The organism is Rhizobium sp. IBUN (genome assembly GCF_000510625.1).
GTDB lineage: Bacteria > Pseudomonadota > Alphaproteobacteria > Rhizobiales > Rhizobiaceae > Rhizobium > Rhizobium altiplani.
Window position 1 is genome coordinate 52,026 of record NZ_AZNV01000030.1, and the last position, 16,820, is coordinate 68,845.

The following is a 16,820-nucleotide window of genomic DNA, read 5'->3' on the forward strand; positions in this document are numbered from 1 at the left end:
TAGCGGCGGGTATTGCCTTTGACTAAGGAGCTGACATGGCATCACCTACCTCGCTAAAGCTCGATGACGAGTTAAAAGGCCGCGTCCAACACTTGGCCGAAGTCCGTCGCCGTTCGTCCCACTGGATCATGCGCGAAGCAATTGAGCAATACGTGGAACGTGAAGAGAAGCGGGAGGCGCTGCGCGGTGAGACCCTGAAGGCCTGGGATGAATTTCAGGCGACCAGCCTGCATGTGACAGCCGATGAGGTCGAAAAATGGCTTTCGACGTGGGGAGCCGACGACAAGCAGCGCGCTGCGCCCGGATGCCACAAATAATCTTCTCTCCGGCCTCCATTCGTGATCTCGAGAGACTTCGGGAGTTCTTGCAACGGAAAACCCCGTTAGCGGCCAAGCGAGCGGGCGAAGCTATTATCCAAAGTCTACGGGCGCTTGGCGCGCATCCCTACATGGGTGGGCTCATTGAAGATCTGCCCGATCAGTATCGGGAATGGCTCATGGAAATTCGGTGACAGCGGATATATTGCACGCTACCGTATCGATGAGAATTATTTGACGGTCCTCGCCCTGCGCCATCAGAAAGAGGTTGTCTTCTGATGGCATTGTAGTGATCGGTTTTCCGCTCGTGCAGCTAAAACCTTTGTGCGACAAAGCGGGTCGCCGGTCCGATGCTCATCAAGAGGACAGTGGCCGCCCGTGGGCGGCCCGGAAATCTCGCTCGCGTGTGTCGGCCGGAGTTGTTGCACCGGCCGAAAAAGATCAGGTCGAGGACCGCGCTTACTATCAGGCCGCTCGATGTATTGTATCGATACCGATCATGGACGAATTCGGATGATCGTCTTCCCAGTGCGCCGCTCGGTCGAGTTAAAGGTGGCAATAGCGCTATCGAGTGTAGAGATGTTGCCGATGTTCGTCCGCAGGCGTCCGTCCCGTACCCGCTGAACGATTTCGTCCAGCTGGGAACGATTGGATTCAACGACGAAGTCGATTGCCAGACCGTCGGCGGGCCGCGCCTCTACTGGCCCAACAATGGACACCAGCGTTCCTCCGGCGCGTATGAGGCCCGCAGAACGCTTTCCAATATCGCCGCCAATGACATCATACACCAGATCGACGCCACCGACGTCTTCGAGGACATCATTTTGAAGATCCACGAACTCTTGGGCGCCGAATTCGAGAGCCTTCTGACGGTCGGCGGAGCGCCCGGTGCCAATAACATAAGCACCGAAGTCGCGTGCTAGCTGCACTGCAATCGCGCCAACTGCGCCGGCGGCACCGTGTACGAGGATGCTCTGGCCAGCCTGAAGACGGCCGTGCTGAAACAATCCCTGCCATGCGGTCAGGGCCGAGATTGGCAAGCTCGCGCCCACCGCGAAATCGACTTCGCCTGGCAGCGGCGCGAGGTTGCGCGCCTCGACAGCCACGTATTCCCCTAAGGTCCCGTCGCGATACCAATCCGTGAGGCCGAACACCCGCTGCCCCACCGACAGTCCGGTCGTGCCATAGCCCAGAGCGGTGACCACCCCGGCCAGCTCATGCCCGGGGACCGATGGTGTTCGCTCGCGGCCAACCCGGTCGACCCAGGTCGAGGGCCAGGTCAGTTCTGTAGGGACGAATCCCGCCGCATGAACCTCAACGATGACGTCGTTTATCGCCGCCTGCGGCTCTGGCCGCTCCACCAGCTTCATGCCGGCCGTTCCCGCGGCTTGATCAGTTGCTATGATCGCTTTCATGGGATTAATCTCCTCAGACATTTGTTGCTTCAGACTAAATTTCTCGCGAGAGACTATTCGATCTCGCACACAAGAGGCTGTCGGTTCGCTTCCCCGCCGACCGTGACTCGAGTTTGTGTGCGATGTCGAAGAGATCGCCGCCCGAGTTCGATGGAGCCGCAGCGCCGTGAATCCGGGATGACATTCAACCGCGCGATGGTGGCGGGCGCTTCATCGTTAGAAGCGCAGTTACATCGTCAAGATCATCTGTCGATGAGATGGCAAGGGTCAGCCATTTCCCGTCGACGTATGTTTTGGCCTCATCGTAGCACTTGACCAGGTGCGGTCGCCAAACATAACGCCGCTCCTCAAACTTCTCTCGTTCCGCTCCGCCCATGACCACGACAGCCGAAAACCGCCGGTATTCCGGCACCAGCGTGGTGAACGCCTTGGTTTTCTTGTAGCGCAACGACCAACCGCGGTTCCTGCCACCGTAGAGCCAGTCCGGCTCGAAAACAGCAGGATAGAACTCGTCGATCCAACTGCGCAGTTCGGCCCAATGTCCGAATGCCTGCGGTCCGATCCATTCTCGAATTGCGCTTTCGTCTGGCGGCGCTGAATGATCGGTGATCCTGTCGCCGATCTGCGGAAGCATGGTGGTTGGTAAAATCATCTGAAGGCTCGTTATTGTAGTCCGGCAGGCCGGAGGGGTTAAGATGAAGCTGTGCAGGGGCTTGCGGCGCCGTATCGCGTTAGGGTCAACCGGTGCTCGACAGGGCGGCAGGACCGCTGCGCATGCCTCGAGGCTCCCTCACCACACTGAGGTCGAGAGCGGCGAGGACTTTCTTTCTAGCCAAGGGCGCATCGTTCCAGTCCAGGAACGCAGTGGCCTGCAAGGGGAGAAACTGCTGGGTCTTCAGCCCAATGGAGCTGAGTGCCAGCGACAGATAGGGGGTGAGAAAGTCCGGCTGGTTAGCTCGCTCACCGCTAAAGATGGCTCCGGAGGCGACACCGATAAAGACCGGACGGTCCCGGAGCATTCCCACCTTCCCAGCGGGTGTCGACTTCATTGTGCGACCGACGCGCAGAATTTGATCGATCCAAGCCTTGAGGGCCGAAGGGATCGCGAAGTTGTGCATCGGCGTTCCGATGACAATCACGTCAGCTGCTTCGACTTCCTGGATAAGCGCTTCCGAAACATCGAGTGAACCTTTCGGAGGGGCCGCCAACGTGGTCGGCGTCGATAGCGCCACCGCATAATCAGCCACCGCGTGAGGCAAGGGTTCGGTCCCCAGGTCACGCCGGCTGACGCTTGCGCCGGGTGCAACTTCGAGAAGCCTTTCGACGACTGCCGCCGAAAGCTGACGGCTATGCGATTGTCGGCGCGGACTGCTATCAATATGGAGGATGTTCATGTGATTGCTCCCAGTGACTTCGACAAGTTGCGACGGGATAGGATCAGATCGACCCGGCCGGCGTCACGGCGGGAAAATCCTTCTCGGGATCGAAGACGTTGTTGAAGAAATTCGTCAGCGTGTACATGGCGACCAGTGCCACAATCTCGATAGCGTTCGCGTCCGTGTACCCGGCGTCACGGACGGCTTTCAAATGGGCATCAGAAACGTGTCCGCGGGTCTCAATGACGTTGCGCGCAAACTGGACGGCGGCGTCGCGCTTTGGATCGTTGGCGTGGCCCCTGCGTGCGAGAATGATGTCGCTGGCCGGCAACTTGGCCATGTGTTCAGCGGTGAAACTGTGAACCGTCAGACAGTAGTTGCAACCGTTCACCTCGGAAACGGCGAGGCCGATGCTGTCGCGTGTCTTCACGTCGAGCACCTTGCTCAGGGAGCCGAGCAGAGTGGCCCAGGCGTTGAACGCGATCGGGCTCTGCGCGAAGGCCGCCATCATGTTGGGCGTGAACCCTATGCTTTTGGTGAACATATCGAGGGTCGGTTTCGACTCGGCCGGAACCTGTTCCGGCGTCAGGGTAGTGGTTCTAGGCATCTAAATCTCCATAAGCTTTTGATTGGATTGCAAATCATGCGAAGGTCAGGACATCGGCCACCGGCATGCGCGGCTTCTGCGGCCAGTTGCCGGCACGCTCCGGCCCTACGGTCAAAAGCATGACCGGGATTTCGTCTTCGGCCAGGCCGAACTCGCTGTGCACGGCCTCTGCGTCGAAGCCGATCATCGGCGTCGTACCGAGGCCAAGGGAGCGAGCTGCATAGATGATCGCCGAGGTGCCAAAAGTAGCGGAACGTACCGCTTCGTCGCGCTGCCGCTGGGGTTGATCGTCATAGAGGCCGCGAGCGGGTGCTTCCCACTCCGGCACCAGATGCGCCGGCATGATGCCGGCCTCCACCACCGGGGCGAGGCGCTCGGGGACGGTGCTCGCATCGGCCAACCGACCGATGACAATGAATGTGACGGCGGCTTCGGTGATCGCTGGCTGATTCCAGGCGATCGGACGTAGCCGGGCCTTTGCGCCTTGCGTGCGGACAGCAATAAACCGCCAGTTCTGCAAATGGAACGATGTCGGCGCGGACGTGCCGATCCGCACCAGATCTCGGATCTGATCGTCGCTCAGCGCGGCGGTGGTGTCGTAGTATTTGGCAGCGCTACGGCTCAGAATGGTTTCGATGACGGAATTCGTCGGCGTCGGTTGGTTGGCTGCGTTGCTGATGTAGTTCATTGGGTTGCTCCCTCATCAAGTGATTGCGGAGCCCAATTTACCGACCAATTTGATAATAACGAGACTGAATTATCTCAATATGATGCTCGAAAGGATCAATCGTGCGCGTCTCTCCTAACCCGCGCCCGTCTCGCCGCCATGCGCCTGTCTGCGCCATTCGCCGGGCGTCATCCCCATTCTCTCGGCAAAGACACGCCGGAATGCCGAAACGGATTGATAGCCGACCGTTTCGGCCACGGCCTCGGTGCTGATCGCAGGCTTTTTCAACTCGTTGGCTGCAAGGCTCATACGCAGATCAGTCAGTAGATCGAGGGCCGAACAACCCAGCCTGTCCTGAAAGTGTCGCATAAACGTAGCGCGTGACATGCCACACAAGTCTGCGAGATCGGGGAGCTTCCAAGCTTGGGCCGGGTCGCCAAGCATGGCAGCGATGGCTGGAGCCAGCCGCGGATGGCCGGCTAGGGCCAACAGACCTTCGGGAGCTTTCTCGGACTCACTCGCGGCGCGAAGCACGAGTGTAAACAGGGCCGAAGAAAGCGCATTGAGAACCGCGCGCCCTCCTGCTCGGTCGCCGGCCGATTCCATTCGCATTAGCCCCACTAGACTTGCCAGTTGGTTGGAAGCCGAACCACTATCTCCATCGCCGTCCATAGCCCGCGTTACGAGGTTTGTGGGCAGGTAGTTGCGGACCAATCTATCATGGGGCGCAGCAATGAAGAATCGGCCACACAACAGATCGAGCCGCTCTCCCTGGCTGTCATTTTCGCTCAGCATCCAACCGGCGGCCCCTTGGTGCTGTTGAGTGGGGATCGGTGTTTGCCCGCTACCGTCGTGCAGCACATGCGCCGCGCCGTGAGGTAGCAGCACAATATCTCCGCTCACCAGCTCCCTCGCTGTTCTCGTCTCGGGATCCTCGAAAACGGCTCGCCCCTTGACGATGACGTGATAGGGGATTTCGTTCGCCGCCGCCCGGCTCCAGGCCACGCGCCATGGCGCACCGTAGGCACAGCGGACCTCGAGCTGACCTGTGACCGTGATGATTTGCAGGAGATGGCTCAACCAGTCGACTTCAGACATTGGACCTCAGGGAGTTAAAAGGCTCAAGCACCTTATCTATCCTAACGACGGCTGTACGCGCTACATCGACGGCGGTTTGGCCGCGACGTTGCTGGCATCGGCGAAAACGACATGGTTCACGACTTCAGCCACCCAACGATAGTCGCCCTGATCGAAGGATTCCTTCGCCTGTCGCAGCACGTTATCGGCACCGCCCATGAAGTCGACATAACGCTTGCCGGCTTCGGTTGGCGGTAGCTGGTGGAGAGTAGCAGGAGAACCAACGACCGCTTGTTGGACAAAACACACAGAGCGGGAGCGGGGTCGATCGAGCGAGTTATTGCCGCGCGACCATGACGCCAGCTCAGCTTTGCTGACTGTCTAGTCCTGTCTAGTGCATCGAAGCTCCCGGTCGAACTTGGGTTCCGGGCTGCGGGTCATGCCCGGCTCGTCGTCTCCACCAGTGCCAACTGCACATGAAGACGTTTGATATCTCCGTGGAGCGTGACGAATGGTTACCTTGGCATCTTCGTCATGGAAAACGAGAGCGGCTTCGACCTCGAAATCGAACTCCGGTTGCTTCGCCCACTCAGTGGACATGACCAGCTTCCCTGAGCAGAGCATGGAAGGTTCGCATGGCGTCGTTGATATCTCCAGCACATTGGAACCACCGCGGTGAGCGCATTACAACCGAGGAGCCGACGGCACTGTAGTACCCGCAGGCGCGATGTGTGGGTGGGTCAAACGCGATGTCGAAGTAGCCGAGCGGGCCACCGGAAGCCATGTCGTAGACGTCAGCCGAATAGAGGCCCCAAACTTGATGGTTCGGCATCATGATTATGATCGCCATCAGAAGGGGGTGAACCTCGGCCATCGTCGCCCTCCTGGGTAGCGTCCGGTAGGTTCCCGCAATTTGCTCAGCGCGCGGCTGTCCGGCCGGCATGTGTGACATGGCCGTGATCCTCTCCTAATGTTTGGATGTTCTTATTATGTTCTCTTTTGTGCCGGAGTCAACATTGAGATAACGGCGCAACGGAAACTCACTTCGGGTCTGGCCCAATGCCGAATTTCAACGCACTCGAAATGCGGCATACCTACAAGGGTATCGTGGGTTCAAATCCCACCCTCTCCTCCATAAAATTATAAGAAGTCAATTGTTTACGGCGTTGTTGCTTTGAACTCTGGCGCCGCTCGCTCATCATTGCAAGTGCAATTGATTGCAGGGCCACTCTGACGGCACGTCCGGCGCGGCTTCCTTCTTCTTCCAGCCAGCAACCGTCAATCGCGTAGCAGACGACGCCTAGCCCGTTTGAAGCGCTGCAGATATCTCCGCAAGTGTCGCCTTCTCGGCGTCGCTGACGGCGACGCCGCCTATGCCCATGAAGCCACCCTCCTTGGAAGCCTCCGCCACTCGCTGGCTGATCTGGTATAGCCAGGCCTTGACGGCCGCCGCATCGCCCGGAGCCTTGGCCTCGATGATCGCTCTGGCCTGCTTGAGCACCTCGATGCACTTGGTCTTCATTTCGTCGGGTTTGGCGCCTTTGAGCTTCGCCTGCAATCCGTCTCGCGCGGCGTCGCGTCCTTCCGAAGTTTCGAAATCGCCGACGAGCGCTAAGATCAGTGGATTTGCGTCGCCGGTCTTGGCTTGCAAGAGCGCGCTACTACTTGCAAGGCTCTCCTTGAGTGTGCCCCAGAGACCGCTCGGCTCCGCCGCAGTCACCGCGATGCCGGCCATCATCGCGCTCTGCAGAAGGGTCTTCCACTCGTCTGTGGTGAACGTCGACTTGTCGGCCATGGCTGCCACTCCCTTGCTCATTGGTTTTCGTCGGCATAATTGTCGGCGATCTCGCAGCTGTCACGCGGACAGGGCGGCGAGCTTCGTCTTCAATGTGTCGATGGTGGGCTTCAGGATCTCGGAGACCCCAGGGATCGCCAAGACCTTGTCAAATAATCCGTTGAGCGTCGGTATCAGCGGGCTTACCATTGCCGTAAGGGCGGCCCGCTGGCCAGCAGAAAGCTGTCCCAGCACGGCGCTGACCTTGTCGAGTTGGTTCCCTGCATCTTGCAGCTTTGGCAAGGCGGCGTTGGCTGAGGCTGCGTCGGTTATTCCGGTGACCGTCGTTTGAAGGCTGGCAAGGCTGTCCTTGACCTGCTTGCCGACGTCGATTCCGCCGACCGTCAAGCTCTGCTCGCCCGTGGCGACCTGGGGAGTAACTGGCTGGCTCTGCCGGCCGAACAGATAGAAAAGCACGCCTGCAATAACCAAGGCGGCAACCAGCCAATAGAGCCAGTTGCGTGATGCGGGCGGTTCGCTCGCGGCCGCGCGTTGCCCGGCGCCGCTGATGGAGGAAACGGACGAGGCTGCGCTGCGTGCTGATTGGCCGGCGGCCGCTGTAGTCGCTCGCGCCGTAGCGCCGAGCGACTCGAGCAGGCCAGCGCCGCCGAGTAGTTCGCTCATCCCCGACGGCAATGCAGCGGCAATATTGTCCTTCTGGCTCGCGAGCAATCCGGCGATGCCGTTGGCGCTGAGATCGCCGCCGCTGTGCTGTGCGAGGCCTCCCATGACAAGCGGCGCCAGGGTTCCAAGCAACGACCCGCTTGCACTCTGATCCAGACCAGAAATCTTGCCTATGGCATTCGCAAGCGCTCCGCCATCTTTGGAGCCGAACACCGACGAAATGATTTGCGAGCCGCTCTGGGCAAGCGATTCCGGGCCGCCCGCTGCGAGCATGCCAGCGAGATTACCCAGCGATCCGCTCTGCTGTCTGGCCGCGTCGGCGATCTTCTGTGCCCCACCTGGTTGTGCGGCAATACTCCCAAGCCCTGCTAGAACTGCCGGCACGGCAGCACCCACAGCGTTCTGCACCTTGCCGCTATCGAGCCCCAGAGCTGCCGCGATACGCCCGATCACATCAGGCGTCAGCATCTGCATGACATACGAAACAAGATTGCTGGCCATTGGTGTCCCTCCCCAAGATATCGTTGATAACTGCCTTTCTCACCGAGCCATCTACTCGACGGCTTGGTGACGGGCGGCAAACGATTCGCGCTTCTCGGAGTTCGCCCCGAGACTTGGTTGTCAGAATTTCCAATCTACTTTTATTAGCATTTAAAGATATATTGCACCAGGTTGTATGTCTCTGGGTGGCTATTGTCGGGCGCGAACCCATCCGACGCGGTCTAGCCAACGACGCAGACCATCCTGATCGGCTCCCACGCAGCCACCTCGAAAAGCGCATCGATCATCGTGACGGGCAGGGCCCATGGCGGGATAATCCTTGGCACCTGCCGAAATACACGCCTGATCGACAACAGCTGTTGGAGGTCACATGGCGTCGATCAGAAAGCTCAGGGGACGCTGGGAAGAACAGGTGCGCCGCCCTTGCAATAGCCCCGCCGCAAGTCGTTCAACGGTAGGCTCGAAGCCCAAAAGTGGCTGGCGATTCCGTCAGTCGCTCCCGGCAAGACGTGGGACTTCCTGAATTCAATCAAATAGGCTGCCCATTCGCAGGATCAGCTTTTTGTCGAAGAGGTGCCCCCTATCGAACATCCACTTCAGCGCTTGCGTGTTGCTCCATGCGCGTTTGTAGGGGCGGACGCTCGTAAGGGCGTCAAACACGTCGCACACCGTGCATATACGAATAGGCAAACTCAGTTGATCGGCTCTAAGGCCAAGCGGATAGCCGCTTCCGTCCAGGGCTTCATGGTGAAATCGACAGATTTCAAGAATCAGGTCAGAGACTTCCGGATATTGTTTAAGGAGCATGTAGCCGCGCTCGGGATGACTGCGTATGACTTTGCGCTCCGCATCTGTCAGTTGTCCGGTCTTGTTGAGGATAGCGTTTGGTATCATCAGCTTGCCAAGATCATGTAAGAGGCCGGCTAGGGTCAGTTCTTTAATCGTTTCCTCTTCCAGACCCGACAGGTGGCCGAGCCCCGTCATGAGCCCGCCGACCGCGAGCGAGTGCACGTAAGTTCCCTCATCCTTGGTCTTCAGCCGCGTGACCTCGACCAATAGATGGGGCGAGGCCTTTAAGGAGGCGGCTATGTGCCTGGCTGCGGGGGCGAATCGATCGATATCGAATTTTCCTAATTTGATATCTTCAAAGCCGTCGCGCAAAATCCCGGTAACTTGAGCTACAGTGTGCTGGATCCGCGTGCGCTCGTTCAGCTCCTGCATAGACTTGGGTTGGAGGTCTTCGTCCGCCTGTCGGAAAACCGGTAACCCACAATCGACCCTGCTCTTTACCCGGTTGACCAACACGTTTTCCGCCGACGAGGCGAGTATAGAATGCAGAGCGGAATCCGTTTCCAACAAAAAGCGTCGGCCGGAGAACTCCAAGTCCGAGCATTCTACCGATTCAATAAACATTCCTTTGCGAAGCATAGACTTCGGAATGCGCAAGATCACGCTTAGCGACTCCTCATTGCTGATACTTTTCCCCTTTTAAGGGTATATCTAATATCTAATAAAAAACCTTTACGTGTTTCGATAGAAAGCTGCGGTTGCGGCAGGCTGAGCCGACCGGAACGAGAGGATATTCAGGCACCCTTGTCTGCTTACTGACGAGGCAAGGACTCGTCGCAAGTGCGAAGACGATACGTATCTTGAGACGCCGGGATAATCCTTGGCTCCCCGTCAGAGGCGAGTTGGCTTACCGGACGATGCTCGGCTTGAAGCACGACGGACGAGCGCACGCTAGCGGTGAGAACATGCGACGGCGGCTCCACCCGGGAAGGTGTGTTCCGCGTAACGCCGATTTCGCAGTCTTCCGTCGTCCCTGCAGCCGCGCGGCTTCCCGCACACAGAGACCGTAAGACCTTGATTGACTGGGTAATTCATGCCTCTATTCAGGGCGCAACGGCAGAAAAAGGAACGGGCACTGTGCGAAAGAATTCCACTCAGGTCGGACCTGGCTATCCGCAGCTCGTCGTTCTCTTCGGTGCAACGGGTGATCTCTCGCGGCGCAAGCTGCTGCCGGGGCTGTTTCATCTCATTAAGGCCGGCTTCATCCCGGGGTGCCGCATCGTCGGCGTCTCACTCGACGAGATTGATGCCGATGGTTTCCGCGCTATCGCACGCGAGTCGCTGAACCAGTTCCTGACTCGCAAGTTCACTGAGGCCGAATGGGAAGATTTCTCCGCTTCGCTTGACTATGTCTCGCTCTCTGCCGGCGCCGGCGTCCTGAAGGAAGCGGTGAAGCGGGCAGAGGAGGCGCTCGGGCCGGAGACGCGGCGCGTGCACTATCTCTCTGTGCCGCCGAAGGCAGCGCTTCCGGCCGTGCAACTCCTTGCCCAGGCCGAACTGGTCGAGCGTTGCCGGATTATCATGGAGAAGCCATTCGGGACGGACCTTGCCAGCGCTGTGGAACTGAACACGAAGTTGCACGAGGTTTTCGATGAGAAGCAGATTTTCCGTATTGACCATTTCCTCGGCAAGGAGCCGGCGCAGAACATCCTGGCTTTCCGCTTCGCCAACGGCCTTTTCGAGCCAATTTGGAACCGCAACTTCATCGATCACGTGCAGATTGACGTTCCGGAGACGCTAGGACTTTCAACTCGCGCCGCCTTTTACGAGACGACAGGCGCCTATCGCGACATGGTGGTAACCCATCTCTTTCAAATCCTCGCCTTCATGGCGATGGAGCCGCCCACGGCTCTGGAGCCGGCGCCGATCTCGGAGGAAAAGAATAAAGTATTCCGCTCCATGCTGCCGATCGAGCCACGCGACGTGGTGCGCGGCCAATACATCGGCTACCGCAAGGAGCCCGGGGTCGATCCGGAGAGCGACACCGATACTTTCATCGCCTTGAAATGCGCCATCGACAACTGGCGCTGGGCGGGTGTGCCCTTTTTCCTGCGGACGGGAAAACGTCTGGCCGAGGGTCAACGCATCATCTCGATCGCCTTCCGCGAGCCACCCAAATCTATGTTTCCGGCCGGTTCGGGCGTTGGGGCACAAGGGCCGGACCACCTCACGTTCGACCTTGCCGATGCCTCAAAGGTCTCCCTGTCCTTCTATGGCAAGCGGCCTGGCCCGGGCTTCAGGCTCGACAAGCTATCGTTGCAGTTCGCCATGAGCGAAACCGGATTGATCGGCGAAGTGCTCGAGGCCTACGAGCGCCTGATCCTCGACGCCATGCGTGGCGATCACACGCTGTTCAACACCGCAGAGGGTATTGAGCGATTGTGGGAGGTCTCGCAACCTCTTCTGGAAAACCCTCCACCGGTGCGCCTCTATGATCAGGGCGGCTGGGGGCCGAAATCGATCCACCAGCTCATCGCCCCGCATGCCTGGCGCCTGCCGTTCGAGCGAGCCTGGCGAGATTCGGCCAAGGAGTAACCGGCATCCTTGCCGGCATGCATATCCGGGCGATCAGTTTGTCGTGGAGCTTTTCGCCACCGGCGAGGTCCAAGCTTATCGATTAGTGCAGCCTATCGCGAACGATGTTGCTTTCGTCGAACGATAAAATCTGCGGCTTCAGGGATGTTAGTTTGTCTTCGCCCAAATAGTGCGAAATCTCTTCATGCCGCCCGTTCGCGACGTTCAGCCATCGCCGTCCATCTGAATCGCCTCAGCGAGATCGCGCATTGAGGGCCGTGACCGGACCAGTGGCTGAGCCAAGCGCCATGGCGAAGCGCACGAAAAAACCCTAACCTTACAACGCCGTTCTGCCTCCGACTCTTGGGCGCCTTCACTTCGCGAGGACGAGGAGTACGCAATAGTAGCTCATCGTCGTCAGTAATAGCAGCGAAGCCGATGCCGCGAAAAGTACTCGTCTCCCTTTGCTGGCCACCGTCCGCATATTGACCGAGAGGCCGAGGGCGGCCATCGCAACGACCGTCAGGCCGCCCGAGATCGTCAGGAGGATCGGGATGAGGGCGGTTGGAATGAGCCCCATCGAACGGGCGATCACGACGACGATGAAGCCGATGATGAACCAGGGAACAAGACCGCGCTGCGCCTGTGCGCAGTCTCTGTGGTCCGTCCGGAGAAGGCCGAGAACGAAGATGACCGGCCCCAACATCAAGACGCGAAGGAGCTTGATCACTGTTCCGGTCTGCACGGCGACCAACCCCGCAGGGGCGGCCGCAGCGAGGACCTGCGGCACCGCATAGACGGTCAGGCCGGCCAGCGCACCATATTGTCTCGCCGTCATGCCCGCATAGACATAAATCAGCGGCAAAATGAGCAAGGAGGCAACGCCCAGGACCGCGGTGAAGGCGAGCGCGGCAGCAACCTCATCGGAATCCGCGTCGATGACCGGCGCCACGGCGACGACGGCGGAGTTGCCGCATATCGAATTGCCGCAGGCGATCAGCATGGCAAGTCGGTCCGACAGGCCGCACAATCGGCCGACGAGGAAGCTGACGCAGATCGAGATGACCACGATCGCCACGACACAGACAACAAGTGTCGCACCGGCACTCCACAGCGTCCCGAAACTCAGGGACGCGCCAAGGAGCACGATGGCGATCTCGAGCAATGTCTTGGAGCTGAAGCTGATGCCAGGCTGCCAGGATTTCCTGCTGGGCAAAGCCGTTCGCGTGACGATCCCGATAACGATCGCAAAGACGAGCGCTTCAAAAGGACCGACGCCGAACACCGCAAGTTCGAGCCGCTCGAACAGATAGGCAGCGGCAGCAACGCCAATACAGACGAGCAGGCCAGGAACGATCTGGCTGCTATGTTTGAAATAGTTCTGGAGGGTCATCGGGCACCTGGAATTCAGCGATTGCCCTTCAGATTTTTCAGCTAATTGCGTCGACTTCCATCGAATATTCTTCTACGTTTTATTCGAGAAAGTAGAATGATTTCCCATGACCTTTGAACAGCTTGCAATTTTCGTCGCGGTGGCGGAGCGGGAGCATCTCACCAAGGCTGCCGCCTCGATCAATCTCACGCCATCCGCCGTGAGCACGGCCATCAAGAACCTGGAACACCGTTATGGCGTCGAGCTTTTTCACCGAGTCGGTCGGCGCATCGAGCTGACGGAGAGCGGCCGGATTTTTCTCTCCGAGTCGAAAGCGCTGTTGGCGAGAGCCCGCGCTACCGAACTCGTACTCAGCGAACTCGGCGGGATGCAGCGCGGGACGCTCAGCGTCTTCGCCAGCCAGACGATCGCAAGCTACTGGCTGCCTTCCCGGCTCATGCGGTTTCATGCCTCTCACCCCGGCATCGACCTCAAGCTCACCATCGGCAACACCCGTACAGTTGCCGACGCCGTCATCGATGGCGAGGCCGATGTCGGCTTCGCCGAGGGCGATCTCGATGAGCCGGCGCTTGCCGCATCGGTGATCGACCAGGACGAACTGGTGGTCGTTGTGGCGGCAAACCACCCCTGGGCGGGCGCCAAGACGCTTGCCGCCAGCGATTTCACGGCCGCCCGCTGGGTGATGCGCGAGGAGGGTTCTGGAACCCGCTCGGTATTCGAGCATGCGCTGGCCAAGATCGGTGTCAATTCGGATGATCTCAACGTCGCGATGGTGCTTCCCTCCAACGAGGCGATCCTGTCGGCGCTGAAAGACAGCATATGTGCCGCCGCCGTTTCCCGCCTTGCCGCCCAGCAGCACATCGAAGCCGGCAAGCTGATCGAAGTCAATTTCTGCCGGCCGATTCGCGAGTTCCGGCTCCTTAGGCACAAGGAGCGGCACAGCAGCAAGGCCGCCTCGAGGCTAATCGAGATGTGCGGCCATTCGGCTCAAAGCTCATCCAGCGCTGCAACGGTTGCGGCAAACTATGTATCGGCTCGATAAAAAGACCCGGGCTGGCCCTCCTACAGCCGCCATAGTCATGGCGATTGTTCCACAACAGCGGCTTATGTGGCCGATTTTCCAATAATCCAGCAGCTGAGCCAAATCAGCTGAGGGTGGCGACGGTTCGGATCCGTTCGAGAGCATAAAAGAGCCGCAAGCGGTTGATGATGGTTCTAAACTTCTTGTTGATTTGTCATTCAAATGCATTACTTTCTCTTCAGATGTGGAGAAAGTTATGGCTGCAAATGCACTTGTCCAAACGCGCATTGATGCCGAAATTCGGGATCGTGCCTCCGCCGTGCTTGAGAGCATGGGCCTTACGGTATCGGACGCAGTCCGTATCCTGCTGACGCGCACGGCCAACGAGGGCGCGCTGCCCCTCGAACTCCTTTCGAGCGAGGCGCATGACGCTTGGTTTCGCACTAGGGTGCTTGAGGCGCTGAACGATACTCGACCGGACATCCCAGATAATGAGGTTGAGGCCCATTTTGCGGAACGTCGAGCGGCAGCCCGACTTAGGGCGAGCGCGCGCAAATCGTGAAGCTTACTTGGTCTGCGTTCGCGTTATCTGATCGCGATGCCATATTCACATATATCGAGACAGATAATCCTTCAGCTGCCGTCTTAATCGACGAACGGATTGTGGACGCAACTCGCCGCTTGATCGATTTTCCTGTGAGCGGTCGCATTGGCAGAATTCCTGGCACACGCGAACTTGTGATCACCGGGACGCCGTGCGAAACAACCGTACGCATTCTTCGCGTCCTTCATGGCGTGCAGGAAGGAATGGCCAGACTCCCTGCTGACCAGCTAGATCGGCCCTTATTAGCGGTGCGTCGGTTCGGATCCGTTCAAGACCGGCAATGAAGTTGAGGTGTCGAAACAGCGCGCCACGAAACGTGTAAAGATGACGTCGTTCCGCTATATGGTCGGTGAAAACAGGAGATTTCTATGCCCACCACCCCGCATAGGAATAAAAGCCCGGACGCCAGCGTGCCGCTGAATATGCGTATCAAGCCTGCGACCCGCAACTTGATAGACCGCGCTGCTGAATTACTTGGCAAGACGCGCACGGATTTCATGCTGGAAGCCTCTGAACGCCGCGCAGAGGAAGTGCTACTCAACCGTACTATCTTCACGGTCAGCCCCGAAATCTATGCAGAATACCTTGCGCGACTGGATGCGCCCACGCAACCCGATGAGCGTCTGAAACGCACCATGTCGACCAAAGCGCCGTGGGATGAGGCGTGACTTTCAGCGCACCGACACCACTGCCAGATCACCACGAGCTTCCAGAGCTTAATGCCGGCGTCCTTGAACTGGATGACTGGCTGCGTCGCCGCGCTCGCGTCAAGCGGGCATGTGGCGCATCGCGCACCTGTGTGAAGAAAATCGCGGCATCGCCTATTACGCACTCGCTTCCGACGCAGTGAAACAGCCGGGAGTTCCCGGCCGTTTTCGGCGCAACATGTCAGATCCAATCCCGGTTGCCGTGCTTCGTCGTCTCGCCATCGATCAGTCCAATCAGGGGCGCAGGATAGCATTGGTGCGCGACGCAGGCTTGCGCTTGCTCAATGCCGCAGAAATCCTCGGCATCCGCGGCGTGCTGGTGCATGCGATTTCCGATGGCGCGCGAGCCTTCTATGAGGCGGTGGGCTTTCTGCCTTCCTCATCTGATTCCATGATGCTGATGATCGGCTTGAATGATCTCAACAGCGTGATGAACTCCCAACCTTAGTTTTTCGACATTTGGCGCAGCGCACTTACAGTCGTTTCTAACTGGCTGTAACCAGTGTAGAAACCATGCCGTGTTGTGGGTTCGCTTCTCGTCAAGGCGACCGATTAGGTTTTTCCAACATTACTTGTGCGATTTGCGACCGGGCTTCAATGGCTCCGGCCTAGGATCGGCCGGATCAGGCGAGGTGAAAAAGATCGCAACGTCCACCTTGAGAGCCCTTGCAAGGCGATCAAGCAGATCAATTGATGCATTGTGTTTGCTTCGTTCGAGATCGCTAATCACTGTGCGATCTACTCCCGCATCGACCGCCAGGTTTTCCTGGGTAACGCCCAGCGATGAGCGCAATTGTCGAAGATTCCAAGCGATGCGAGCACGAGTGTCCATATTTCATGGCCACCATCTTGCGTTGCATTAATCCATAGGATATATCCGACATAATATATTAATCCTCCCGGACAGGGATTCTCTGGGAAAAGCGGATCGGCGAACCTCATGGAACTACGCCAACTCTCCTATTTCAAAGCGGTGGCCGAGGAACTGCACTTCGGCCGGGCGGCAGCCCGGATGTGCATTGCCCAGCCGGCACTAAGCAATCATGTGATGTCGCTGGAAAGGGAGCTTGGCTGTCCGCTCTTCATCCGCTCGACCAGAAGGGTGGAACTGACCAGGGCAGGGGAAACCTTCTATGATCGCTGTGTGCGGATCTTAAGCGACATCGACCTGACCACCGAATTGACGCGGGCAGCCGGCGGCAGTCGCATCCGCCAGATCAGGATCGGCAGCATCTACCCGGCCACCATGGGCATGCTGCCGACCTTCCTTGCCAAGATCGCCCGCAAGTATCCCGATGTCCGCATCCATATCGC

The 16,820-nt window shown here is 58.7% G+C and carries 21 protein-coding genes and 1 pseudogene; 9 read left to right on the top strand and 13 right to left on the bottom strand.

Annotated features, from left to right (window positions below; genetic code table 11):
• Nucleotides 1-35 precede the first annotated feature (35 nt).
• Nucleotides 36-317: a CopG family ribbon-helix-helix protein gene (locus RHIBUN_RS0123520; RefSeq protein WP_025661432.1), complete on the top strand. Its 282-nt coding sequence runs from the start codon at nucleotides 36-38 to the stop codon at nucleotides 315-317.
• Complete coding sequence (locus tag RHIBUN_RS33795; protein ID WP_245271709.1) at nucleotides 305-511, top strand: type II toxin-antitoxin system RelE/ParE family toxin; 207 nt, start codon at nucleotides 305-307, stop codon at nucleotides 509-511. The genes RHIBUN_RS0123520 and RHIBUN_RS33795 overlap by 13 nt, the downstream gene beginning before the upstream one ends.
• Before the next feature lie 303 nt (nucleotides 512-814).
• Here the strand turns inward: RHIBUN_RS33795 and RHIBUN_RS0123530 are convergent, their stop codons facing one another.
• From RHIBUN_RS0123530 to RHIBUN_RS33805, 11 genes are all read right to left on the bottom strand, one after another.
• A complete protein-coding gene (locus RHIBUN_RS0123530; protein ID WP_025661433.1) occupies nucleotides 815-1,732 on the bottom strand; it encodes an NADP-dependent oxidoreductase in 918 nt (305 codons plus the stop codon).
• Between the two features lie 184 nt (nucleotides 1,733-1,916).
• Complete coding sequence (locus RHIBUN_RS0123535; RefSeq protein WP_025661434.1) at nucleotides 1,917-2,384, bottom strand: DUF3788 domain-containing protein; 468 nt, start codon at nucleotides 2,382-2,384, stop codon at nucleotides 1,917-1,919.
• Between the two features lie 85 nt (nucleotides 2,385-2,469).
• Complete coding sequence (locus tag RHIBUN_RS0123540; protein WP_025661435.1) at nucleotides 2,470-3,126, bottom strand: NAD(P)H-dependent oxidoreductase; 657 nt, start codon at nucleotides 3,124-3,126, stop codon at nucleotides 2,470-2,472.
• Between the two features lie 43 nt (nucleotides 3,127-3,169).
• Nucleotides 3,170-3,715, bottom strand: a complete 546-nt coding sequence (locus RHIBUN_RS0123545) for a carboxymuconolactone decarboxylase family protein (RefSeq protein WP_025661436.1) — start codon at nucleotides 3,713-3,715, stop codon at nucleotides 3,170-3,172.
• A gap of 34 nt (nucleotides 3,716-3,749) precedes the next feature.
• Nucleotides 3,750-4,403 carry a nitroreductase family protein gene (locus RHIBUN_RS0123550; protein WP_025661437.1) on the bottom strand — a complete coding sequence of 218 codons (654 nt, stop codon included), beginning with the start codon at nucleotides 4,401-4,403 and terminating at the stop codon, nucleotides 3,750-3,752.
• A 114-nt stretch (nucleotides 4,404-4,517) separates the two neighbouring features.
• Nucleotides 4,518-5,480 (bottom strand): AraC family transcriptional regulator, encoded by a 963-nt coding sequence (locus tag RHIBUN_RS0123555; protein ID WP_025661438.1) that lies wholly within the window; start codon nucleotides 5,478-5,480, stop codon nucleotides 4,518-4,520.
• 60 nt (nucleotides 5,481-5,540) lie between these two features.
• Complete coding sequence (locus tag RHIBUN_RS35615; protein ID WP_245271710.1) at nucleotides 5,541-5,768, bottom strand: alkyl sulfatase dimerization domain-containing protein; 228 nt, start codon at nucleotides 5,766-5,768, stop codon at nucleotides 5,541-5,543.
• Between the two features lie 280 nt (nucleotides 5,769-6,048).
• The gene (locus RHIBUN_RS0123570) at nucleotides 6,049-6,333 is read right to left on the bottom strand and encodes a hypothetical protein (RefSeq protein WP_025661439.1); all 285 of its coding nucleotides are present in this window, start codon (nucleotides 6,331-6,333) and stop codon (nucleotides 6,049-6,051) included.
• 426 nt (nucleotides 6,334-6,759) lie between these two features.
• Nucleotides 6,760-7,275 (bottom strand): hypothetical protein, encoded by a 516-nt coding sequence (locus RHIBUN_RS0123575; protein WP_348625994.1) that lies wholly within the window; start codon nucleotides 7,273-7,275, stop codon nucleotides 6,760-6,762.
• 39 nt (nucleotides 7,276-7,314) lie between these two features.
• The gene (locus RHIBUN_RS0123580; protein WP_025661441.1) at nucleotides 7,315-8,418 is read right to left on the bottom strand and encodes a DUF937 domain-containing protein; all 1,104 of its coding nucleotides are present in this window, start codon (nucleotides 8,416-8,418) and stop codon (nucleotides 7,315-7,317) included.
• A gap of 525 nt (nucleotides 8,419-8,943) precedes the next feature.
• Nucleotides 8,944-9,870, bottom strand: coding sequence for an HD domain-containing phosphohydrolase (locus RHIBUN_RS33805; protein ID WP_025661442.1), 927 nt, complete (start codon nucleotides 9,868-9,870; stop codon nucleotides 8,944-8,946).
• Between the two features lie 474 nt (nucleotides 9,871-10,344).
• Here RHIBUN_RS33805 and zwf point away from each other — a divergent pair, with 474 nt between their 5' ends.
• Nucleotides 10,345-11,802 carry a glucose-6-phosphate dehydrogenase gene (gene zwf, locus RHIBUN_RS0123590; protein WP_025661443.1) on the top strand — a complete coding sequence of 486 codons (1,458 nt, stop codon included), beginning with the start codon at nucleotides 10,345-10,347 and terminating at the stop codon, nucleotides 11,800-11,802.
• Between the two features lie 352 nt (nucleotides 11,803-12,154).
• Here zwf and RHIBUN_RS0123595 read toward each other — a convergent pair whose 3' ends face one another.
• A complete protein-coding gene (locus RHIBUN_RS0123595; protein WP_025661444.1) occupies nucleotides 12,155-13,174 on the bottom strand; it encodes a putative sulfate exporter family transporter in 1,020 nt (339 codons plus the stop codon).
• 106 nt (nucleotides 13,175-13,280) lie between these two features.
• Here RHIBUN_RS0123595 and RHIBUN_RS0123600 point away from each other — a divergent pair, with 106 nt between their 5' ends.
• The 5 genes and pseudogenes from RHIBUN_RS0123600 (at nucleotide 13,281) to RHIBUN_RS33810 (ending at nucleotide 15,954) form a co-directional block, all read left to right on the top strand.
• Nucleotides 13,281-14,216, top strand: a complete 936-nt coding sequence (locus RHIBUN_RS0123600) for a LysR family transcriptional regulator (RefSeq protein ID WP_025661445.1) — start codon at nucleotides 13,281-13,283, stop codon at nucleotides 14,214-14,216.
• Nucleotides 14,217-14,451: 235 nt separating this feature from the next.
• Nucleotides 14,452-14,757, top strand: coding sequence for a type II toxin-antitoxin system RelB/DinJ family antitoxin (locus tag RHIBUN_RS0123605; protein WP_025661446.1), 306 nt, complete (start codon nucleotides 14,452-14,454; stop codon nucleotides 14,755-14,757).
• The gene (locus RHIBUN_RS35620) at nucleotides 14,754-15,083 is read left to right on the top strand and encodes a type II toxin-antitoxin system RelE/ParE family toxin (RefSeq protein WP_084659794.1); all 330 of its coding nucleotides are present in this window, start codon (nucleotides 14,754-14,756) and stop codon (nucleotides 15,081-15,083) included. Before RHIBUN_RS0123605 ends, RHIBUN_RS35620 begins: the two co-directional genes overlap by 4 nt.
• 84 nt (nucleotides 15,084-15,167) lie before the next feature.
• Nucleotides 15,168-15,467 carry a DUF1778 domain-containing protein gene (locus tag RHIBUN_RS0123610; RefSeq protein WP_025661447.1) on the top strand — a complete coding sequence of 100 codons (300 nt, stop codon included), beginning with the start codon at nucleotides 15,168-15,170 and terminating at the stop codon, nucleotides 15,465-15,467.
• Nucleotides 15,464-15,954 (top strand): annotated as a pseudogene (locus RHIBUN_RS33810) (GNAT family N-acetyltransferase). Before RHIBUN_RS0123610 ends, RHIBUN_RS33810 begins: the two are co-directional and overlap by 4 nt.
• Nucleotides 15,955-16,074: 120 nt before the next feature.
• Here the strand turns inward: RHIBUN_RS33810 and RHIBUN_RS0123620 are convergent.
• Complete coding sequence (locus RHIBUN_RS0123620) at nucleotides 16,075-16,338, bottom strand: helix-turn-helix transcriptional regulator (protein WP_018859157.1); 264 nt, start codon at nucleotides 16,336-16,338, stop codon at nucleotides 16,075-16,077.
• 108 nt (nucleotides 16,339-16,446) lie between these two features.
• Between RHIBUN_RS0123620 and RHIBUN_RS0123625 the strand changes: the two genes are divergently transcribed.
• Nucleotides 16,447-16,820, top strand: a 374-nt coding sequence (locus RHIBUN_RS0123625; protein ID WP_025661448.1) for a LysR family transcriptional regulator, incomplete at its 3' end; no start/stop codon positions are given.

Coding starts and splice junctions, on each gene's coding strand:
- RHIBUN_RS0123520 (WP_025661432.1), top strand. CDS start 36: ATGGCATCACCTACCTCGCTAAAGCTCGATGACGAGTTAAAAGGCCGC.
- RHIBUN_RS33795 (WP_245271709.1), top strand. CDS start 305: ATGCCACAAATAATCTTCTCTCCGGCCTCCATTCGTGATCTCGAGAGA.
- RHIBUN_RS0123530 (WP_025661433.1), bottom strand. CDS start 1,732: ATGAAAGCGATCATAGCAACTGATCAAGCCGCGGGAACGGCCGGCATG.
- RHIBUN_RS0123535 (WP_025661434.1), bottom strand. CDS start 2,384: ATGATTTTACCAACCACCATGCTTCCGCAGATCGGCGACAGGATCACC.
- RHIBUN_RS0123540 (WP_025661435.1), bottom strand. CDS start 3,126: ATGAACATCCTCCATATTGATAGCAGTCCGCGCCGACAATCGCATAGC.
- RHIBUN_RS0123545 (WP_025661436.1), bottom strand. CDS start 3,715: ATGCCTAGAACCACTACCCTGACGCCGGAACAGGTTCCGGCCGAGTCG.
- RHIBUN_RS0123550 (WP_025661437.1), bottom strand. CDS start 4,403: ATGAACTACATCAGCAACGCAGCCAACCAACCGACGCCGACGAATTCC.
- RHIBUN_RS0123555 (WP_025661438.1), bottom strand. CDS start 5,480: ATGTCTGAAGTCGACTGGTTGAGCCATCTCCTGCAAATCATCACGGTC.
- RHIBUN_RS0123570 (WP_025661439.1), bottom strand. CDS start 6,333: ATGGCCGAGGTTCACCCCCTTCTGATGGCGATCATAATCATGATGCCG.
- RHIBUN_RS0123575 (WP_348625994.1), bottom strand. CDS start 7,275: ATGAGCAAGGGAGTGGCAGCCATGGCCGACAAGTCGACGTTCACCACA.
- RHIBUN_RS0123580 (WP_025661441.1), bottom strand. CDS start 8,418: ATGGCCAGCAATCTTGTTTCGTATGTCATGCAGATGCTGACGCCTGAT.
- RHIBUN_RS0123595 (WP_025661444.1), bottom strand. CDS start 13,174: ATGACCCTCCAGAACTATTTCAAACATAGCAGCCAGATCGTTCCTGGC.
- RHIBUN_RS0123600 (WP_025661445.1), top strand. CDS start 13,281: ATGACCTTTGAACAGCTTGCAATTTTCGTCGCGGTGGCGGAGCGGGAG.
- RHIBUN_RS0123605 (WP_025661446.1), top strand. CDS start 14,452: ATGGCTGCAAATGCACTTGTCCAAACGCGCATTGATGCCGAAATTCGG.
- RHIBUN_RS0123610 (WP_025661447.1), top strand. CDS start 15,168: ATGCCCACCACCCCGCATAGGAATAAAAGCCCGGACGCCAGCGTGCCG.
- RHIBUN_RS0123620 (WP_018859157.1), bottom strand. CDS start 16,338: ATGGACACTCGTGCTCGCATCGCTTGGAATCTTCGACAATTGCGCTCA.